The sequence below is a fragment of the Mesorhizobium sp. M0296 genome (assembly GCF_040321675.1).
Classification (GTDB): Bacteria; Pseudomonadota; Alphaproteobacteria; order Rhizobiales; family Rhizobiaceae; genus Mesorhizobium.
This window is the reverse complement of sequence record NZ_JAMYRZ010000001.1, coordinates 465,914-481,894: the sequence shown is the minus strand read 5'-3', so window position 1 is coordinate 481,894 and position 15,981 is coordinate 465,914. Positions and strand designations below refer to the sequence as shown.

Here is a 15,981-nt window from a genome sequence, read left to right as displayed (position 1 = left end):
GCGCCCGTAACCCCGTTGCGTGACGTGGTGCGGCAGACGGCGAACGACAATGCGGGCAAGGCGAGGCATGCGATCAATCCGAACGCAGAGCCTGTCGGTTGGGCAGCAAAAAGTGCACCATCATCGTAGTTCGATTCGGACGGATCTCAGTATAAAAAGGAGAGATATAGGAAAAATAAATAGGACAATAAATCCATATATGCTGCCGGCTATCAAAAATACGTTCTCATATGGGTAAAATGTAGTTATTAGACAAGCGATAATATACAATACTACGTTCTTTTCGTACAATTTGTCACCAAGTATGTTCAACACAAGATATGTGTACAAAATAGCACATGTAAATATTTGTATTAAAGCCAGGTCGCTCATGCTCGCAAGCGGTCTAAAAAATACGTGAGGTATAGCCACTATGAGAATGGCAATCGACATCACCTTGAGAGCTCGCGCTTTCATTTCAGTCCCTCGGTAATTTCCTTCTGGCAATTTTCCTACGTACGGACCGCAGTCAAGTCCGAGCTGTGGAGCCTGAAGGGCCGAATTACCTTCATGCCAGCATCTGAATCGGCGCACGCAGTGGCGTGCGCTGACCGGCTCCGCGATCGCTATCTTGTTGTTGGACCATGATGTTTTTCCAGAATGCGTTCGCCCTTTGCGAAATGATGTTCTATTTTTTGAACCCACGGCTTGCGGGGCCGATGGATCGGAAGAACAAACGCATTTGAGCCCGGGAAAGCATTTATGAACGACGACACACCGGAAAGCGAAAGCGCCTCGGCGCTGGCGCCGTTCCGGCACGGCATCTTCCGGGCGGTGTGGTCCGCCAGCCTCGTCTCCAATTTCGGTGGCCTCATCCAGGGCGTTGGCGCCGCCTGGATGATGACGACGATCGCCACCTCGTCCTACCAGGTGGCATTGGTCCAGGCCTCGACCACCTTGCCAATCATGCTCTTCGCGCTGCTGGCCGGCGCCATCGCCGACAGCTTCAACCGGCGCAAAATCATGCTGATCGCGCAGATCTTCATGCTGGTTGTTTCGGCTCTTCTCACCGTCTTCACCTATCTCGACCTGATGACACCGTGGACGCTGCTCGCCTTCACCTTCCTGATCGACAGCGGCACCGCGCTCAACAGCCCGTCCTGGCAGGCTTCGGTCGGCGACATGGTGCCTCGCACCAAGGTGCCGGCGGCGATCGCGCTCAACTCGATGGGCTTCAACCTGACGCGCAGCGTCGGCCCGGCGATCGGTGGCATCATCGTTGCCGCAGCAGGTGCCGCCGCGGCCTTCGCCGTCAACACGCTGAGCTATGTCGGCCTCATCGTCGTGCTGGCCCGCTGGAAGCCGGAACTGCCGGCATCGACCTTGCCGCGCGAGACGCTGGGCGCCGCAATGGGCGCCGGCCTGCGCTACGTCGCCATGTCGCCTAACATCGGCAAGGTGCTGGTCAGGAGCTCGGCTTTCGGCTTCAGCGCCGGCGCGGTCCTGGCATTGCTGCCGCTGGTCGCGCGTGACGTCGTCAAGGGTGATGCCTTGAGCTACGGCATCATGCTCGGCGCCTTCGGCATCGGGGCCGTCGGCGGCGCGCTGATCAGCGTCAGGCTGCGGCAGCTGCTGTCCAGCGAAACCATGGTGCGCATGGCATTCGCCGGCTTCGCCGTCTGCGCCTTCAACGCCGCCGTCAGCAATCATGCCTGGCAGACGTCGCTCGGCCTGCTGCTCGGCGGCGCCTGCTGGGTGACGGCGCTTTCGCACTTCAACGTCACCGTGCAGATGTCGACGCCGCGCTGGGTGGTCGGCCGCGTGCTTTCGGTCTATCAGACCGCGACCTTCGGCGGCATCGCGCTCGGCAGCTGGGTCTGGGGTGTCGTTGCCGACGCGCATGGCGCCGAAGTCGCCCTGATGGCGGCCAGCGTCGCCATGCTGGCGGGAGGCGCAATCGGCCTGCTGCTGCCGCTGCCGCAGCAGGCGGTGCTCAACCTCGACCCGCTCAACCGTTTTCAGGAGCCGCATCTGGCGCTTGATCTCAAGCCGCGCAGCGGTCCCATCGCCATCATGATCGAATATGTCATCCGCAACGAGGACGTACCGGAATTCCTCGCCACCATGGCCGAGCGCGGCCGCGTCCGCCGCCGTGACGGCGCCCGCAACTGGACATTGGCGCGCGATCTCGAAAATCCGTCGATATGGATCGAGCACTACCACACGCCGACCTGGGTAGAATATATCCGCCACAATCGGCGCGCCACCTACGCCGACGCGGTCATCGGCGAGCGTATAAGGGCGCTGCACAGCGGCAACGAGCCACCGCGCGTCCGCCGCATGATCGAGCGCCCGACGACTGCCGGCACGGCGCTGGTCATGCCGAAGGGACCGATCGAGCATTAAAGCATTTTGCAGCCAAGGGAATCACTTGACGTCGCAGAAATGTGGTTAAAACAAATAGATAAAGCGGGATGCACCGTTCAATTTGAACGCATCCCGCTCCAGCGCAATTCCAGGAAAAGTGTGAAACGGTTTTCCGTCCGGAAGAGACAGAGCGGTTCGCCGTTTCCGTGAAACGATGAACCGCTCCAGCCACCCTGACGCCCTTCCGCTGGCGATTCGACTACATGAGCTCTATGACGAAATAATCGCCCTGCTGTATCCACTTTACCAGGAAGTTGATCGTCAGGTCGGTACCGCTCCAATGCATCTCGACGGTTGATGGAGACGGCTTTATGAGGCCTCCCTCGATAAAGTCACTCGACCTCGTCCCAGATACGCCTGAGATGAAATTGAAATCCTGGAACTGGAATGTGACCTCGCAGCTGAGAGTGAACGGCGTGAACCCGCCGCCGGCCGGCTTGGGCAACGCGAACTGAACCAACGCCGGCTCTGCGTTCGGCTTTTCGGTCTTTGAAAAGCTGCCGGATGGCCCCTGCAGGTGCCAGGTGATTTCAGTGATTTCTTTCTTGCTGGCGTTGAACCAGAGACCCGTTGCTATCGTCAGCATCGCCGGCTTGACGACCGGCGCCGCGGTAAGGGGAATACTGATGGTCTCGGTCTTGTAGCCAACGGCTGCAACTTGCAAGCTGACCGATGCTTGGCCGGTCGGCGGAGATAGCGTGAACGCTGTGTTGGTGGCCCCGACCACCGCGCCCCCTTGCGATATGGTCCCTCCAACCGATTGGGACTTGTTATCGGCGTCGACTGCTTTGATGGTTATCGTCGCCGGCTGGCCCGCTATCAGGGACGGGGGAGCCGCGGAGAGCAGCATTTCCCCGAGGGTGACATTGACGGGAACTCTGGTGAGCGGAGACATCTTCGTGCACAATGTCTGCATCACCGTAATTTGGTCTTCTACCTTGAGCTCGCCCACGTAAATCCCGAAGAAGAGCGTCGTCCAACCAAGTGGCGTATCGCTGGCGCGCCACTTCCCGTTCACGAATACATGCACGCGCGCCCCGGGAATCACGCCTGATATGTAAATTAACCGCTGGAAGACCCGGACGGGCTGTTGAATATCCGGGGTCTTGAGTGGGGTCAGGTCGGACACTTTGATCGGGCCCCCGACCCGAAGCGCGAGGGGCTGACAAGTAAGCTCCAGCTCGGCGTGAATGTGCTCGCCGGCGCGCAACGGCCGAAATGTCTCGACCCAGACGAGGCCGCCAAAACTGAATACGGGCTTGCTGATTACAGGAGAATCTGGCGCATCCGAGTACAAACGTACGACCGCGTTGTCGACGCTGTTGACGAAAGCGCCGCTTGCACATTCAAATGCAGGCTCCATGACGGTCGGCGGAAATACGCTGCCCTGGTAAGACCCTACCACCAGCAACTTATCCGATGTGGCTGTCTTGCCGCATAGCTCCTGGATGACGACGAGCGATGGAAACGGCGGCGAGGCCGGGATCAGGGCCGACACGTCGGGAATCCAGTATTGGCCGGAACTCACATCCTCGCCGACTCCGATTCTCCCGAGCACGGTAGCTGCACCCGAAGTCGGATCGACAAGTTGGATCGTCAATGTCGCGCCGGGCTCGAGATTGGAGATAGGCAAAGCACGGGCTGCCGGGCAGTTGTACTGTGAGGTCCCGATCCCGATTACGGGCTTTCTAACCGGCAAGGTTTCGTCGACGATCACCGGAGGGGCAGATGACGGACTTGATGCATTGCAGCGCTCGAAGTGCTGCGTGGCGCTGAAGACATCCGGATTGTGCGCGGCACGGCCAAGCAGCGCCAGGAGGTTGGCACCGACGAAAGGATATTCCAGCACGTCGCCATTGAAGTGGACCTTCGTGGTGGCGCCTTTAGCCAACCCCCTGACGGGTACTGCTTGCGCGCACCCAGGAACCGGGCCGACTGCTGGTGCCGGCATGGTATTTTCCCGATACGGCGTCTGTTCGGCGGGCAAGCTCGGGGTCTGACTGCTCTTCACCTGTCCGGCAGGCGTCTGAACGGACTGCACTGCGCTAAGCACATCGTTGGCCTGGATCGCCCCGCGAATGCGCACTGGTACGACATTTCCGCGTGCAGTATCGCTGCCAATCAATGCGCCGCCGTTGAAAATCTCGACCGTGGCGCCAGGATAGGCTGCGCCTATCAGCACCCAGTCGACGCACTCGTGCACCTGACTCAAATACACCAATGGGCTTAGCGTCGAGGGATACCCGAGCACGACGATCGGGACCGGGCTTGGATCACTGGTTTCGGCGCCGAGCGTCCAGCGTGCGGTCAATGCATCCCCCACGTTGAGGGAGCCTGCGGCGACCGGCACAAAGGTACTGGTTGTGGCGCCGGCATTTACCGCAGGGACGGGTACGCCATTTACCAGGAGGGAAATGCTCGAGCCGGGAAGCGGCCCATCGATACGGACCGAGGTACTCAAGACCGATACGGGGCCAATCACAATTGGTGCAAGGAGCGTGCTCATGTTCGTTTCCCTCTCTGTACGGCGCAGACATGTCGCCTGGTTCGAAACAGGACATAGAGGGAGCGCACTTACGGATGACTTACGGATGGGTCGGCGCGGTGCTGGACTGCGCGCGCGTCCGCCGCATGATCGAGCGCCCGACGACTGCTGGCACGGCGCTGGTCATGCCGAAGGGACCGATCGAGCATTAGTGGCTGGCGGTGCGTCCAGTGGACGAGCAAAATGAAATTGCGGCGCCTGGCCTAATCCGCGAATGCACGAACAGGATGGCCATTGTGAAGAGACGGTTATATCAGTTGATGTGACTATGACCACTAAGGGGAGACGATGCGCTACATACGTCCGCTTTCAATGGAAGATGCCGTTGGCCAGTTGGCCGGATCAGTCGGCACGGCCGCCATCCTCGCCGGAGGCAGCGACCTCTTGGTGCGAATGAAAGGCGGCTTTATCGAACCCGACCTGATCGTCGACATCAAGGCGATCGACGGGCTTGGCGAGATCAGGGAAACAGCCGAGGGCTTCAGCATCGGCGCGGCGGTCTCCTGCGCATTGCTGGGCGAGAACACGGCCCTGCAGAAGGCATGGCCTGGCGTCGTCGAAGCGGCCAAGCTGATCGGCTCGAAGCAGGTGCAGGGACGCTGCACCATCGTCGGCAATCTGTGCAACGCCTCGCCGGCCGCTGACAGCGTGCCGGCGCTGGTGGCTGCTGGCGCCAAGGCGGTGGTCGTCGGCCCGGGAACCAGGCGCACGATTGCCGTCGAAGCGGTGCCGACCGGGCCGGGCAAGACGTCGCTGGCCAAGGGCGAGATCATCGAGGCAATCCTGCTCGACCAACGTCTGCCGCATTCGAGCGATGCCTATCTGCGTTTCATTCCGCGCACAGAGATGGACATCGCGGTGGTAAGCGCCGGCGTGAACTTGATGCTCGATGAGCAAGGTCGCGTCAAATCCGCCCGTCTGGCATTGGGCGCCGTGGCGCCGACGGTGATTCTGGTCGAGGAGGCCGCCGAGGTTCTCATCGGCTCCAAGCTGGACGAAGCCACGCTGGAGAGGCTCGCCAAGGTCTGCTCGGGCGCCTGCCGTCCGATCGACGACAAGCGCGGCACTATCGAATTCAGACGCAAAGTCGCGGGTGTGCTGGCCAAGCGGGCCGCCACGACCGCCTATGCACGCGCAGGAGGCAAATGATGGCTGGTGTGGCAGTATCAACGACAATCAACGGCGACAATGTCGAGTTCCTTTGCCAGCCGGACGAGACGCTGCTTGATGTCCTGCGCGATCGCCTGGGGCTGACGGGCGCCAAGGAAGGCTGCGGCACCGGCGACTGCGGGGCCTGCAGCATCATCCTCGACGATCGGCTGGTGTGCTCGTGCCTGGTGCTCGGCGCGGAGGCCGAGGGCCGGCACGTCGAGACCATCGAGGGCATGGCGCATGGCGACAGGCTGCATCCGCTGCAGCAGAAATTTCTGGAACACGCCGCACTCCAATGCGGCGTCTGCACGCCGGGCTTCCTCATGGCTGCCAAGGACCTTTTGGCCAAGAATCCCGATCCGACCGAGGAGGAGATCCGCTTCGGCCTCGCCGGGAACCTCTGCCGCTGCACCGGCTATGACAAGATCGTGCGTGCCGTTCAGGACGCCGCCAGCGTGATGAAGGGATCATGACGATGAATTTCGATCCGCGTTACTCCGGACGCAATTTCACCTCTGTCGGCACGCGTCCCATCCGTCCAGACGGCGTCGACAAGGTGACGGGCCGCGCACGCTATGGCGCCGACTTCAACATGGCCGGGCAACTGGTCGGGCGCGTTCTCAGAAGCCCCCATGCGCATGCCACGATCAGGAAGATCGACACGTCGAAGGCGGAGAGGCTCGCCGGCGTCAAGGCCGTGATCACCGCGGCCGACCTGCCCGACCTCACCGACGGCGATGCCGCCATGTACGACATCCTCGACAACTGCATGGCGCGCAAGAAAGCGCTCTATGACGGCCATGCCGTGGCCGCGGTGGCTGCGGTCGATGCCCGCACGGCGAGGCAGGCACTGAAGCTGATCGAGGTCGACTACGAGGTGCTGCCGCATGTCACCGACGTCGACGAGGCGATGAAGCACTCCGCACCTCTGGTCAACGACGCCATCTTCACCGAGGGCCTCGAGCAAAAGCCGGTCAAGCCTTCCAATGTCACCAAGCGCACCCAGTACGGCCATGGCGACATCCATGTAGGTTTCGGCCAGGCCGATTTCGTTGTCGAACGCTCCTTCAAGACCGAGCAGACGCACCAGGGCTATATCGAGCCGCATGCCTGCGTGGCCAATGTCAGCTCCGACGGCACCGCCGACCTGTGGGTCTGTACGCAAGGCCATTTTGTCTACCGCCAACACTGCGCCCAGCTGCTTGGCATGGAAGCCTCGAAGCTGCGCGTCACCTCGTCGGAGATCGGCGGCGGTTTCGGTGGCAAGACCCATGTCTGGGCCGAGCCGGTGGCGCTGGCGCTGTCGCGCAAGGCCGGCCGGCCGGTCAAGCTGGTCATGACGCGCGACGAGGTGTTCCGCGCCTCTGGCCCGACCAGCGCCACCTCGATCGACGTCAGGATCGGCGCCCGCAAGGACGGCACGATCACGGCGGCCGAGGCGACACTGCGCTATAGCTGCGGCCCCTATGCCGGCATGTGGGCCGAGATCGGCGCCATGACCGCCTTTGCTTGCTACAAGCTCGAGAACGTCAAGACGGTCGGCTACGAAGTGCTGGTCAACCGGCCCAAGACCGCGGCCTATCGCGCGCCGTCGGCTCCGATGGCGGCGTTTGCGGTGGAAAGCGCGGTCGACGAGCTGGCCAAGGAGATCGGCATGGACCCGGTCGAGTTCCGGATCAGGAACGCGGCGCAGGAAGGCACCAGATCCTCCTACGGCCCGGTATACGGCCCGATCGGCATCGGGCCGACGCTGGAGGCGGTGAAGAACCACCCGCACATGAAGGCGCCGCTCGGCAAGAATCAGGGCCGCGGAATGGCCTGCGGCTTCTGGTTCAATTTCGGTGGCCAGACCTGCACCGACCTCAACATCGGCATGGACGGTTCGGTCTCGCTTGCCGTCGGAACCGTTGACGTGGGTGGTTCGCGCGCGTCGCTGTCGCTGGTGGCGGCGGAGGAGCTCGGTATCCCCTATGAGCAGATCAAGGCGGTGGTCGCCGATACCTCCAGCCTCGGCTACAACGATATGACGGACGGCAGCCGCGGCACCTTCTCGTCTTCGATGGCGACGATCTCCGCCGCTCGCAACGCCATCAAGGTGTTGCGGGAACGCGCCGCACAGATGTGGGATATTCCCGTCGACGACGTGGTCTGGGAAAAAGGTCACGCGATTGCCAAGGGCGAGAAATACGGCAACCTTGCAGCATTGTCGCTGAAGGAGATCGCAGCCGCGTCAGGGAAGACGGGGGGACCGATCGCAGGCCACAGTGAGCTCGTCGCCGACGGCGCCGGCGTCTCCTTCGCCACCCATATCTGCGATATCGAGGTGGATCCCGAGACAGGCTCCACCAGGGTGCTGCGCTACACCGTCGTCCAGGACGCCGGCAAGGCGGTGCATCCGACCTATGTCGAGGGGCAATACCAGGGGGGTGCCGCGCAAGGCATCGGCTGGGCGCTCAACGAGGAGTATATTTACGGCAAGGACGGGCGGCTGCAGAACCCTGGCTTCCTCGATTACCGGATCCCGGTCTGCTCGGACCTGCCGATGATCGACACGCAGATCCTCGAAATCCCCAATCCCAACCATCCCTACGGGGTGCGCGGCGTCGGCGAGACCTCGATCGTGCCGCCGCTGGCGGCGATCGCCAATGCGGTGTCGAACGCCGCGGGCGTGCGCATGACGCACATCCCGATGTCGCCGCCGCGCATCCTGGCGGCGCTCGAGGCAGAACGGGAGGGCTGATGGTCGAAGTGACGCTCTGGGGATCGCTTAGCGCGATCGCCGGAGGCAAGAGCAAGGTCGAGATCGAGGCGAAGGATATTCGGGAGCTGTTCAGGAAGCTGGCTGAACAGTATCCCGGCCTCGAGCCGTACATCGATCGCGGCATCGCCGTCGCCATCGACGGGACGATCTATCGCGACACGTGGTCGAAGGAACTGCCGGAAGGGGCGGAGATTTTCCTGCTGCCGCGTCTTGCCGGGGGATAACTGGACAACCCTGTCCTACCCATTGACGACCAAGACATGGCCTAGGCTCGAGAAAAACCTCGGCTATCCACGAGAATTCTTGGCCAGTTCAGCCTGCGAGTTTGGCTCCTTTTCGATGACTGCTTCTGTGTCAATCACAGACATAGAGGCGAGCGAGCTACACGTCTGCTTTGAGGCGAAAGCAGCCGCCCGCAGCGTAGAAGTCAAATGGCTTGGGTCAGAACCTACCATTTACCAATGTCAGCTTCATGATCCATAGGCGCAGTCTTGGGGTCAGATGCGATGGCGGAGCGCCTCAACGATCACCGCCATCGCAGGCGAGAGCTGTCGCCTGCTCGGGTAGTAGAGGTGATAGCCCGCAAATGGCGGACTCCAGTCGTCAAGCACGAGCCTAAGGCATCCCTTGGCGATGTGGTGGCTGACGAGGTTTTCCGGGACATAGGCGATTCCGAAACCGCTTATCGCAGCCTCGATCATGGGAATGGACGAATTGAAGGTCAGTTGGCCTTCCACCCGCACACGAAGGTCGCGGCCATCCCTGGCAAATTCCCAGGCATATAATCCGCCGAACGTCGCCTGCCGCATATTGATGCAGTCATGATCGACCAGATCTTGGGGTGCGGTCGGAACCGGATGGCGGGAAAAGTACTCCGGCGAAGCCACGGCCACGAGCCTCCAATCCGGCCCGATGCGCACTGCGATCATATCCCTGTCAATGCTCTCACCAAGCCGCACGCCTGCGTCGAAACGCTCCTCCACAATGTTCTTCATGCCGTTGTCGCTGTAGAGTTCGACGCACACGTCAGGATAGTCGCTGAGCAAGGGCTGCAGCTTCGGCCAGACGGTCGTCTGGAGCGCATGGTCGGACAGCGTGATGCGGACCGTTCCGGAGGGCTTGTCGCGAAAGGCCACCAGACTTGCAAGGTCGGCTTCGATTTCCTCGAAGCGGGGAACAAGAGATTGGAAAAGTCGCTCGCCGGCCTCGGTCGGAGCGACGCTCCGGGTCGTACGCGTCAGCAGGCGGACGCCAAGACGAGCTTCAAGCTCCTTGATTGTCGAGCTCAGGGTCGACTGCGAGGTTCCGAGCTTGGCCGCCGCCTTGGTGAAGCTGCGCTCCCGGGCGACCGCCACGAACCAGAGCAGATCCTTCATCCCATCGCGCTGCATAGGGCACCTCCCGTCTGACATTTATATCATAAGCAGATAAGTCCATGCGAATTACTCAGTCTAATAGAATGGGTTCCTCTGCAATATCTTCCAGCATGGTGACGGGGATGGGCGGCTGATCCACCCCCGTCGCCTTGCAAGGATGCCAATTATGGAAACGACCTACGACACAAGGCTTGTCGAAGACCGCGCCGCATGGGACGCGGTGCTGTCGATGGCTCTGTGTGTTTCCGTGCTCATCGCGTCGGAATTCATGCCGGTCAGCCTGCTGTCGCCGCTAGCGGCCGATCTCGGCATCACCGAGGGCCGCACGGGACAGGCGATCTCGATTTCGGGCGCTTTCGCCGTCGTGACCAGCCTGCTGGTCGCCGGCCTCACGCGCCGGATCGACCGCCGACTGGTCGTGACCGGCTTCACCCTTCTCCTGATCGTGTCCGGGCTCGCTGTCACCTTCGCGCCGAACTACGCGTTCCTCATGGTCGGCCGAGCGCTGCTCGGCATCGCGATCGGCGGGTTCTGGTCGATGTCGACCGCGATCGTCATGCGCCTCGTGCCGCAAGACATGGTTCCGAAGGGTCTCGCCATGCTAAACGCTGGCAATGCCATTGCGGCCACCATCGCCGCGCCGCTGGGCAGTTTTCTTGGCGCCTATGTCGGCTGGCGCGGCGCTTTCTTCCTCGTCGTGCCGCTTGGGCTCCTGGCGCTGGTCTGGCAGTGGACTAGCCTGCCGGCGCTGCCCCCGCGCCGGAGGAAGCGTCCAGGCAATCCGCTGGCGCTCCTCGGCCGTCTTCCTGTCGCCACCGGCATGGCGTCGATCATGATGCTGTTCATGGGCCAGTTCGCGCTCTTCACCTATCTGCGGCCCTTCCTCGAGAGCGTCACTAGGCTCGACATCGCCGCGCTTTCGGCGATCCTGCTGGCGATGGGGCTGGCCGGGGTGCTCGGCACCCTCTGCATAGGCCCGCTTTTGCGCACGCGCCTGTTCAGCATCCTCGTCGTCATCCCGCTGGTCATGGCCGCGCTGGCCGTAGCGCTCATCGCCTTCGGTACGATGCCAATTCCTACAGCGCCGCTGCTCGTTGCCTGGGGCTTTTTCGGCACGGCCGCGCCCGTTGGCTGGGGCACGTGGCTCAGCCGCACGTTGCCGGACGACGCGGAGGCCGGCGGCGGGCTGCAGGTGGCAGTTATCCAGCTCGCCATTACAGGCGGCGCCGCGATCGGCGGCACGCTCTTCGATACGGTCGGCTGGTGGGGAGCGTTCACTTTCGGCGCGGTGCTGCTCTGTGGATCGGCGCTCGCCGCCTTTGCAGCATCGCATTTGGCCCGGAGGTCGCAGCCATGACGGCAGCCATGACGATCGACCGTCCGGACCTCAGCCGCCGCGCGTTGCTCGGCGGCGCGCTCGCGGCAACGGTCCTGCCGCGGGCCGCCCGCAGCCAGCAGGGCAGCGACCCAGGCAGCCAGGAGCCCACCGACATGAAGATCAAGATGATTTTCAATGGCCGGACCATGACCGCCACGCTCTACGACAATCCGTCGGCGCGCGACTTCTTCACCATGCTGCCGCTCGATCTCACCATCGACGACTACGCGCATAACGAGAAGATTGCCTATCTGCCGCGCAAGCTGACCGAGGAGGGCAGCGGCCCGTTCGGCAACGAGCGGCCATACGACCTTTGCTACTTCATGCCCTGGGGCAATCTGGCCATGTTCTACGCCGACTACCGCCATCCCGGGCTGATCAGGCTCGGCCGCTTCGACGCGGGCAAAGAGGCCCTACACGTAAGCGGCAAGTTCCCGCTTCGCATCGAACGCATCTGACAGGAGATCACCATGGATATTCTTCGCGCAGGCACCAGGCCGTCTGGCAAGGGGCCTTCCGACTGGTTCACCGGCACGGTCCGGATCGATCCGCTGTTCAACCCGTTCGACGCCGCGCGCGTGCAGGGCGCGCAGGTGACGTTCGAGCCGGGCGCCCGCACCGCCTGGCACACGCATCCGCTTGGACAGACGTTGATCGTCGTCTCCGGCCTCGGCCTCGTTCAGAGCGAGGGCGGGCCGGTCGAGGAGATCCGTCTCGGTGACGTTGTCTGGTTCGCACCCGGCGAGAAGCATTGGCACGGTGCCTCACCCGAGACGGCCATGATCCACATTGCCCTCCAGGAGGTCAAAGACGGCAAGGTGGTGGACTGGCTGGAACACGTCAGCGACGCCGACTACGGCGCCTGACATCGATTGAACGAAAGGAAAGCAAAATGCTCGCAACCGTTCTTCATAAGCCCGGCGACATCCGCTGCGAGGAAGTCGAAGACCCAAGGATCCTTCGCCCGACGGATGCTATCATCAAGCTCTCGGCGAGCTGCATCTGCGGCTCGGACCTGTGGCCCTATCGCGGGCTGCAGCCGGTCAACGGCCTGATGCATATGGGCCACGAATATTGTGGCATCGTCGTCGAGGTCGGCGCAGAGGTGCGCACGGTCCGTCCCGGCCAGTTCGTCGTCGGCTCGTTCTGCCTCTCCGACAATACCTGCCCGCATTGCCGCTTCGGCTTCCAGTCGTCTTGTGTGCAGCGCGAGTTCATGTCGGGCGCGCAGGCGCCTTACGCCCGCGTGCCGTTGGCCGATGGCACACTGGTCGCCACCGCCGAGGTGCCGCCGGCCGAACTCATCCCTGACCTGCTGGCTGTGTCCGATGTGCTCGGCACCGGCTGGTATGCGGCCGACGCAGCCGAGGTCCGAGAAGGATCGACGGTGGTGGTGGTCGGCGACGGTGCGGTCGGCCTGATGGGCGTCCTCGCGGCCAAGGAGATGGGCGCCGAGCGCATCATCGCCATGAGCCGGCACGCCAGCCGCCAAAAACTCGCCCGCGAATTCGGCGCGACCGACATCGTCGCTGAGCGCGGCGAGGAAGGTGTGGCCCGGATCAAAGGGCTCACTAAGGACGTCGGCGCGGACTCGGTGCTGGAATGCGTTGGCACGGCGGAATCCTTCGACCAGGCGCTGGCCTGCTCTCGCCCCGGCGGCACCATCGGCTATGTCGGCGTGCCGCATGGCGTGAGCTTCGATGGCCAGAATCTCTTCTTCGGCCAGAAGCGCATGCTGGGCGGCCCCGCGCCGGTGCGCCGCTTCCTGCCCGACCTCATGGACCGTGTGCTCAAGGGCAGGATCAAGCCCGGCAAGGTCTTCGACCTCAAGCTGCCGCTGGCCGAGGTCGCTGAAGGCTACCGCGCCATGGACGAGCGGCGCGCCATCAAGGTCATGCTTTCGGTGTAAGCGAAGATTGGGCGGACGGCCTGTCCGCACCCACAAACCAGAAAAAGGACAACGACATATGACGATGAGATTGAAGATCGCTGCCCTTGCGCTTGCGCTTTCGGTCGCCACGCCGGCTTTCTCCCAAGAGTCCCCGATCATTGGCGCATGGCGCATGAGGTCGCTCGAGGCCGGTGCCGAGGGAAACCTCAAGCCCGTGACATATTCCGGCCAGGTCATCTTCACCGAGGCCGGCACCCTCTCGGTGCAGGCCCAGAACCCCGACGCTAAGGCGCCGGACACGCCTTACACGGCGAATGGCTACGAAGCCTATTACGGGCCGGTCGCCATCAACGACCAGGACAAGACCTTCGTCATCACGATCGAGTCCTCCCTGGTCCGCAACCTTGTCGGGAAGAGCATGAAACGCAAATTCGAAGTCTCGGACAACAAACTGGTCCTGACGCCGGACAATCCGGCCGAAGGCTGGCGCGTGACCTACGAACGTTACTGATCGGAACAGCCCGACTGTCAACGTGTTATCGGTGGCCACAATGGCCCGGACTTCTGACCGAAATGGCGCGATGGCGGAACTGGTGCCAATCATGGCGGCTGTCTTCGCCGGCTTCCTCCTGATCGGCTTGGCGCTACCCGTCCTGCCGCTGCATCTTCACCAGCAGCTCGGCTTCGGCCCCTTCGCAGTCGGGCTGGTGACGGGCAGCCAGTTCGTTGCCTCGATGCTGTCGCGCATTGGAGCCGGAAATTATGCCGACGGGCGCGGCGGCAAGCGGGCCGTCGTCGTCGGCCTCATTGCCGCTGCCCTGGCGGGGTTCATTTACCTCGGCTCGCTGGCATTGCTCGACCGGCCGGCAGCGTCCGCATCGGCGCTCTTCGCCGGCCGGGCGGTACTAGGCGCGTCTGAGAGCTTCATCATCACCGGCGGCGTCGCCTGGGGCCTCTCCCTTGCGGGCGGACAGAACTCCGGAAAGGTCATAGCCTGGGTGGGCACGGCGATGTTCGCGGCGCTCGCGCTAGGCGCGCCGATCGGATCTGCGCTTTACGCGGCGAGCGGCTTCGCCGCGATCGCACTCGCGACGGTCAGCCTGCCGCTTGCGACGCTGCTTGCCATCCTGCCTATGCGTGGCACCAGCCTCGCCGCGAGCGCCGCGCGACAGTCATGGACGAGCGTGGCGCAAGCGGTCTGGCTTCCCGGCGTCGGAGCTGCTTTCAGCAGCCTTGGCTATGGCGCAATCCTGTCCTTTGGCGCGCTGCTCTTTGCCGAACGCGGCTGGCAGCCGGTCTGGCTTCCCTTCACCGCTTATGCCGCGTCGCTGATCGCGGCAAGGCTGTGCTTCGGCCACCTGCCTGACAGGTTAGGGGGCGCGCGCGTCGCCGTGATCTTCGTGGCGGTCGAGGCGGCAGGGCTGATGCTGATCTGGCTTGCGCCCGGGCCCGTTCTCGCCGCCATCGGAGCGGGCCTGACTGGCCTCGGCTACTCGCTGGTCTATCCCGGTTTCGGTGCCGAGGCCGTAAGCCATCTTCCACCACGCAGCCGCGGCCTGGCCATGGGACTCTACACCGTCTTCCTCGACGTGGCGCTCGGCTTTGGCAGTCCGGCGCTCGGCTTGGTCGCTGGGTCGGCCGGGCTGCAATTCGTCTTCTTCGCCGTCGCGACGGCGACGCTTCCGGCGTTGGGCATCGCTCTGCTGCTGGGTCGCCGTAACGCTCCACTATAGAGCCGGATAGTCTGGGCTCGAGATGTCGCGCAACTACGATCGCTCCCGCTTCGCCCACGACCTTTTCGCCTCCGACATTATTGGCTTTGATCCAGCACTCGGCGATCAGCAGATCATCGCCTACCTGCTGCCGCTCAAGCAGGTCGAGAGCAGCCGCGATCGATAATGTTCGACCGCCGTTTGAACGGACGGAGGCATCATCTCGCTTCCGGATGCTGTCCGCAGCTTCCACCGTTTGTCTCGATGCGAGCAGATCCTAGTCTTTCGTATAGTCAGGCCCAAAACGAGTCGGCAGGTTGTCGGCGAGTTTCAACCAAGGGAGCTTCTCCTCAAAAGCGACATGCAGCGTAGGTGCAAATTTTTCTGGCTCCTCCATCGCCGCCGCAAAAAAATGCATGACATCAGACATGTTCTTTGAGCGGAAGGACAGCGGCGTGCCACAGTGATCGCAAAATGTTCTTTCCACACCGGGAGAAGAGTTGAATACCTTCGGTAGCTTGCCCAGCCATCGCCATTGGCCGTTCAAGACGCCAATATAGGAGGTCATCGGCGCAGAACATTGCCGCCGACAACTTTCACAATGACAGACCACGCAGGCCTGTGCCGGGCCATCGACTTCAAAGGCAATAGCGCCACATAAGCAATGACCACGCATGCAAATTCTCCTTGAGCCAACAAGGACAGCTTCATGCCTGGGCGTGAGGGAGGCGCCATGAAATGCGTCGAGCTGGCGCCCAAT

15 protein-coding genes are annotated in these 15,981 nt (G+C 62.6%); 12 read left to right on the top strand and 3 right to left on the bottom strand.

Annotated features, from left to right (window positions below; all coding sequences use genetic code 11):
• Positions 1 to 741: 741 nt before the first annotated feature.
• Positions 742 to 2,385: an MFS transporter gene (locus NKI97_RS02410; RefSeq protein ID WP_352742003.1), complete on the top strand. Its 1,644-nt coding sequence runs from the start codon at positions 742 to 744 to the stop codon at positions 2,383 to 2,385.
• A 220-nt stretch (positions 2,386 to 2,605) separates the two neighbouring features.
• Here the strand turns inward: NKI97_RS02410 and NKI97_RS02405 are convergent, their stop codons facing one another.
• Entirely contained in the window at positions 2,606 to 4,912 is a 2,307-nt protein-coding gene (locus tag NKI97_RS02405) for a hypothetical protein (protein ID WP_352832470.1), read from the bottom strand.
• Between the two features lie 327 nt (positions 4,913 to 5,239).
• Here NKI97_RS02405 and NKI97_RS02400 point away from each other — a divergent pair, with 327 nt between their 5' ends.
• Genes NKI97_RS02400 through NKI97_RS02385 form a run of 4 tightly spaced genes read left to right on the top strand, consistent with a single transcriptional unit; the run spans position 5,240 to position 9,088 of the window.
• Positions 5,240 to 6,100: an FAD binding domain-containing protein gene (locus NKI97_RS02400; RefSeq protein ID WP_352832467.1), complete on the top strand. Its 861-nt coding sequence runs from the start codon at positions 5,240 to 5,242 to the stop codon at positions 6,098 to 6,100.
• Positions 6,100 to 6,576, top strand: a complete 477-nt coding sequence (locus NKI97_RS02395; RefSeq protein WP_352832572.1) for a (2Fe-2S)-binding protein — start codon at positions 6,100 to 6,102, stop codon at positions 6,574 to 6,576. The genes NKI97_RS02400 and NKI97_RS02395 overlap by 1 nt, the downstream gene beginning before the upstream one ends.
• A gap of 2 nt (positions 6,577 to 6,578) precedes the next feature.
• Positions 6,579 to 8,843: a xanthine dehydrogenase family protein molybdopterin-binding subunit gene (locus NKI97_RS02390; protein ID WP_352832569.1), complete on the top strand. Its 2,265-nt coding sequence runs from the start codon at positions 6,579 to 6,581 to the stop codon at positions 8,841 to 8,843.
• On the top strand, positions 8,843 to 9,088 hold the full coding sequence (locus NKI97_RS02385) for a MoaD/ThiS family protein (protein ID WP_352702827.1): 246 nt from the start codon (positions 8,843 to 8,845) through the stop codon (positions 9,086 to 9,088). The genes NKI97_RS02390 and NKI97_RS02385 overlap by 1 nt, the downstream gene beginning before the upstream one ends.
• Positions 9,089 to 9,361: 273 nt before the next feature.
• Here the strand turns inward: NKI97_RS02385 and NKI97_RS02380 are convergent, their stop codons facing one another.
• Positions 9,362 to 10,255, bottom strand: coding sequence for a LysR family transcriptional regulator (locus tag NKI97_RS02380; protein WP_352702829.1), 894 nt, complete (start codon positions 10,253 to 10,255; stop codon positions 9,362 to 9,364).
• Positions 10,256 to 10,406: 151 nt separating this feature from the next.
• Here NKI97_RS02380 and NKI97_RS02375 point away from each other — a divergent pair, with 151 nt between their 5' ends.
• The 7 genes from NKI97_RS02375 to NKI97_RS02345 are packed head-to-tail and all read left to right on the top strand — an operon-like array spanning position 10,407 to position 15,408.
• Positions 10,407 to 11,597, top strand: coding sequence for an MFS transporter (locus NKI97_RS02375; RefSeq protein ID WP_352832463.1), 1,191 nt, complete (start codon positions 10,407 to 10,409; stop codon positions 11,595 to 11,597).
• A gap of 8 nt (positions 11,598 to 11,605) precedes the next feature.
• Complete coding sequence (locus NKI97_RS02370) at positions 11,606 to 12,076, top strand: cyclophilin-like fold protein (RefSeq protein WP_352832462.1); 471 nt, start codon at positions 11,606 to 11,608, stop codon at positions 12,074 to 12,076.
• A 12-nt stretch (positions 12,077 to 12,088) separates the two neighbouring features.
• Positions 12,089 to 12,484 (top strand): (R)-mandelonitrile lyase, encoded by a 396-nt coding sequence (locus NKI97_RS02365; protein WP_352448185.1) that lies wholly within the window; start codon positions 12,089 to 12,091, stop codon positions 12,482 to 12,484.
• 26 nt (positions 12,485 to 12,510) lie between these two features.
• Positions 12,511 to 13,527, top strand: coding sequence for a zinc-dependent alcohol dehydrogenase family protein (locus NKI97_RS02360; protein WP_352448186.1), 1,017 nt, complete (start codon positions 12,511 to 12,513; stop codon positions 13,525 to 13,527).
• Between the two features lie 58 nt (positions 13,528 to 13,585).
• The gene (locus tag NKI97_RS02355) at positions 13,586 to 14,020 is read left to right on the top strand and encodes a lipocalin-like domain-containing protein (protein ID WP_352832459.1); all 435 of its coding nucleotides are present in this window, start codon (positions 13,586 to 13,588) and stop codon (positions 14,018 to 14,020) included.
• Between the two features lie 40 nt (positions 14,021 to 14,060).
• Complete coding sequence (locus NKI97_RS02350) at positions 14,061 to 15,242, top strand: arabinose transporter (RefSeq protein ID WP_352832457.1); 1,182 nt, start codon at positions 14,061 to 14,063, stop codon at positions 15,240 to 15,242.
• Between the two features lie 22 nt (positions 15,243 to 15,264).
• Positions 15,265 to 15,408, top strand: coding sequence for a hypothetical protein (locus NKI97_RS02345; protein WP_352448189.1), 144 nt, complete (start codon positions 15,265 to 15,267; stop codon positions 15,406 to 15,408).
• Between the two features lie 90 nt (positions 15,409 to 15,498).
• Here the strand turns inward: NKI97_RS02345 and NKI97_RS02340 are convergent, their stop codons facing one another.
• Complete coding sequence (locus tag NKI97_RS02340; RefSeq protein ID WP_352448190.1) at positions 15,499 to 15,897, bottom strand: GFA family protein; 399 nt, start codon at positions 15,895 to 15,897, stop codon at positions 15,499 to 15,501.
• Positions 15,898 to 15,981 lie beyond the last annotated feature (84 nt).

Coding starts and splice junctions, on each gene's coding strand:
- NKI97_RS02345 (WP_352448189.1), top strand. CDS start 15,265: ATGTCGCGCAACTACGATCGCTCCCGCTTCGCCCACGACCTTTTCGCC.
- NKI97_RS02385 (WP_352702827.1), top strand. CDS start 8,843: ATGGTCGAAGTGACGCTCTGGGGATCGCTTAGCGCGATCGCCGGAGGC.
- NKI97_RS02405 (WP_352832470.1), bottom strand. CDS start 4,912: ATGAGCACGCTCCTTGCACCAATTGTGATTGGCCCCGTATCGGTCTTG.
- NKI97_RS02340 (WP_352448190.1), bottom strand. CDS start 15,897: ATGCGTGGTCATTGCTTATGTGGCGCTATTGCCTTTGAAGTCGATGGC.
- NKI97_RS02350 (WP_352832457.1), top strand. CDS start 14,061: ATGGCCCGGACTTCTGACCGAAATGGCGCGATGGCGGAACTGGTGCCA.
- NKI97_RS02410 (WP_352742003.1), top strand. CDS start 742: ATGAACGACGACACACCGGAAAGCGAAAGCGCCTCGGCGCTGGCGCCG.
- NKI97_RS02380 (WP_352702829.1), bottom strand. CDS start 10,255: ATGCAGCGCGATGGGATGAAGGATCTGCTCTGGTTCGTGGCGGTCGCC.
- NKI97_RS02355 (WP_352832459.1), top strand. CDS start 13,586: ATGACGATGAGATTGAAGATCGCTGCCCTTGCGCTTGCGCTTTCGGTC.
- NKI97_RS02400 (WP_352832467.1), top strand. CDS start 5,240: ATGCGCTACATACGTCCGCTTTCAATGGAAGATGCCGTTGGCCAGTTG.
- NKI97_RS02375 (WP_352832463.1), top strand. CDS start 10,407: ATGGAAACGACCTACGACACAAGGCTTGTCGAAGACCGCGCCGCATGG.
- NKI97_RS02390 (WP_352832569.1), top strand. CDS start 6,579: ATGAATTTCGATCCGCGTTACTCCGGACGCAATTTCACCTCTGTCGGC.
- NKI97_RS02360 (WP_352448186.1), top strand. CDS start 12,511: ATGCTCGCAACCGTTCTTCATAAGCCCGGCGACATCCGCTGCGAGGAA.
- NKI97_RS02370 (WP_352832462.1), top strand. CDS start 11,606: ATGACGATCGACCGTCCGGACCTCAGCCGCCGCGCGTTGCTCGGCGGC.
- NKI97_RS02365 (WP_352448185.1), top strand. CDS start 12,089: ATGGATATTCTTCGCGCAGGCACCAGGCCGTCTGGCAAGGGGCCTTCC.
- NKI97_RS02395 (WP_352832572.1), top strand. CDS start 6,100: ATGGCTGGTGTGGCAGTATCAACGACAATCAACGGCGACAATGTCGAG.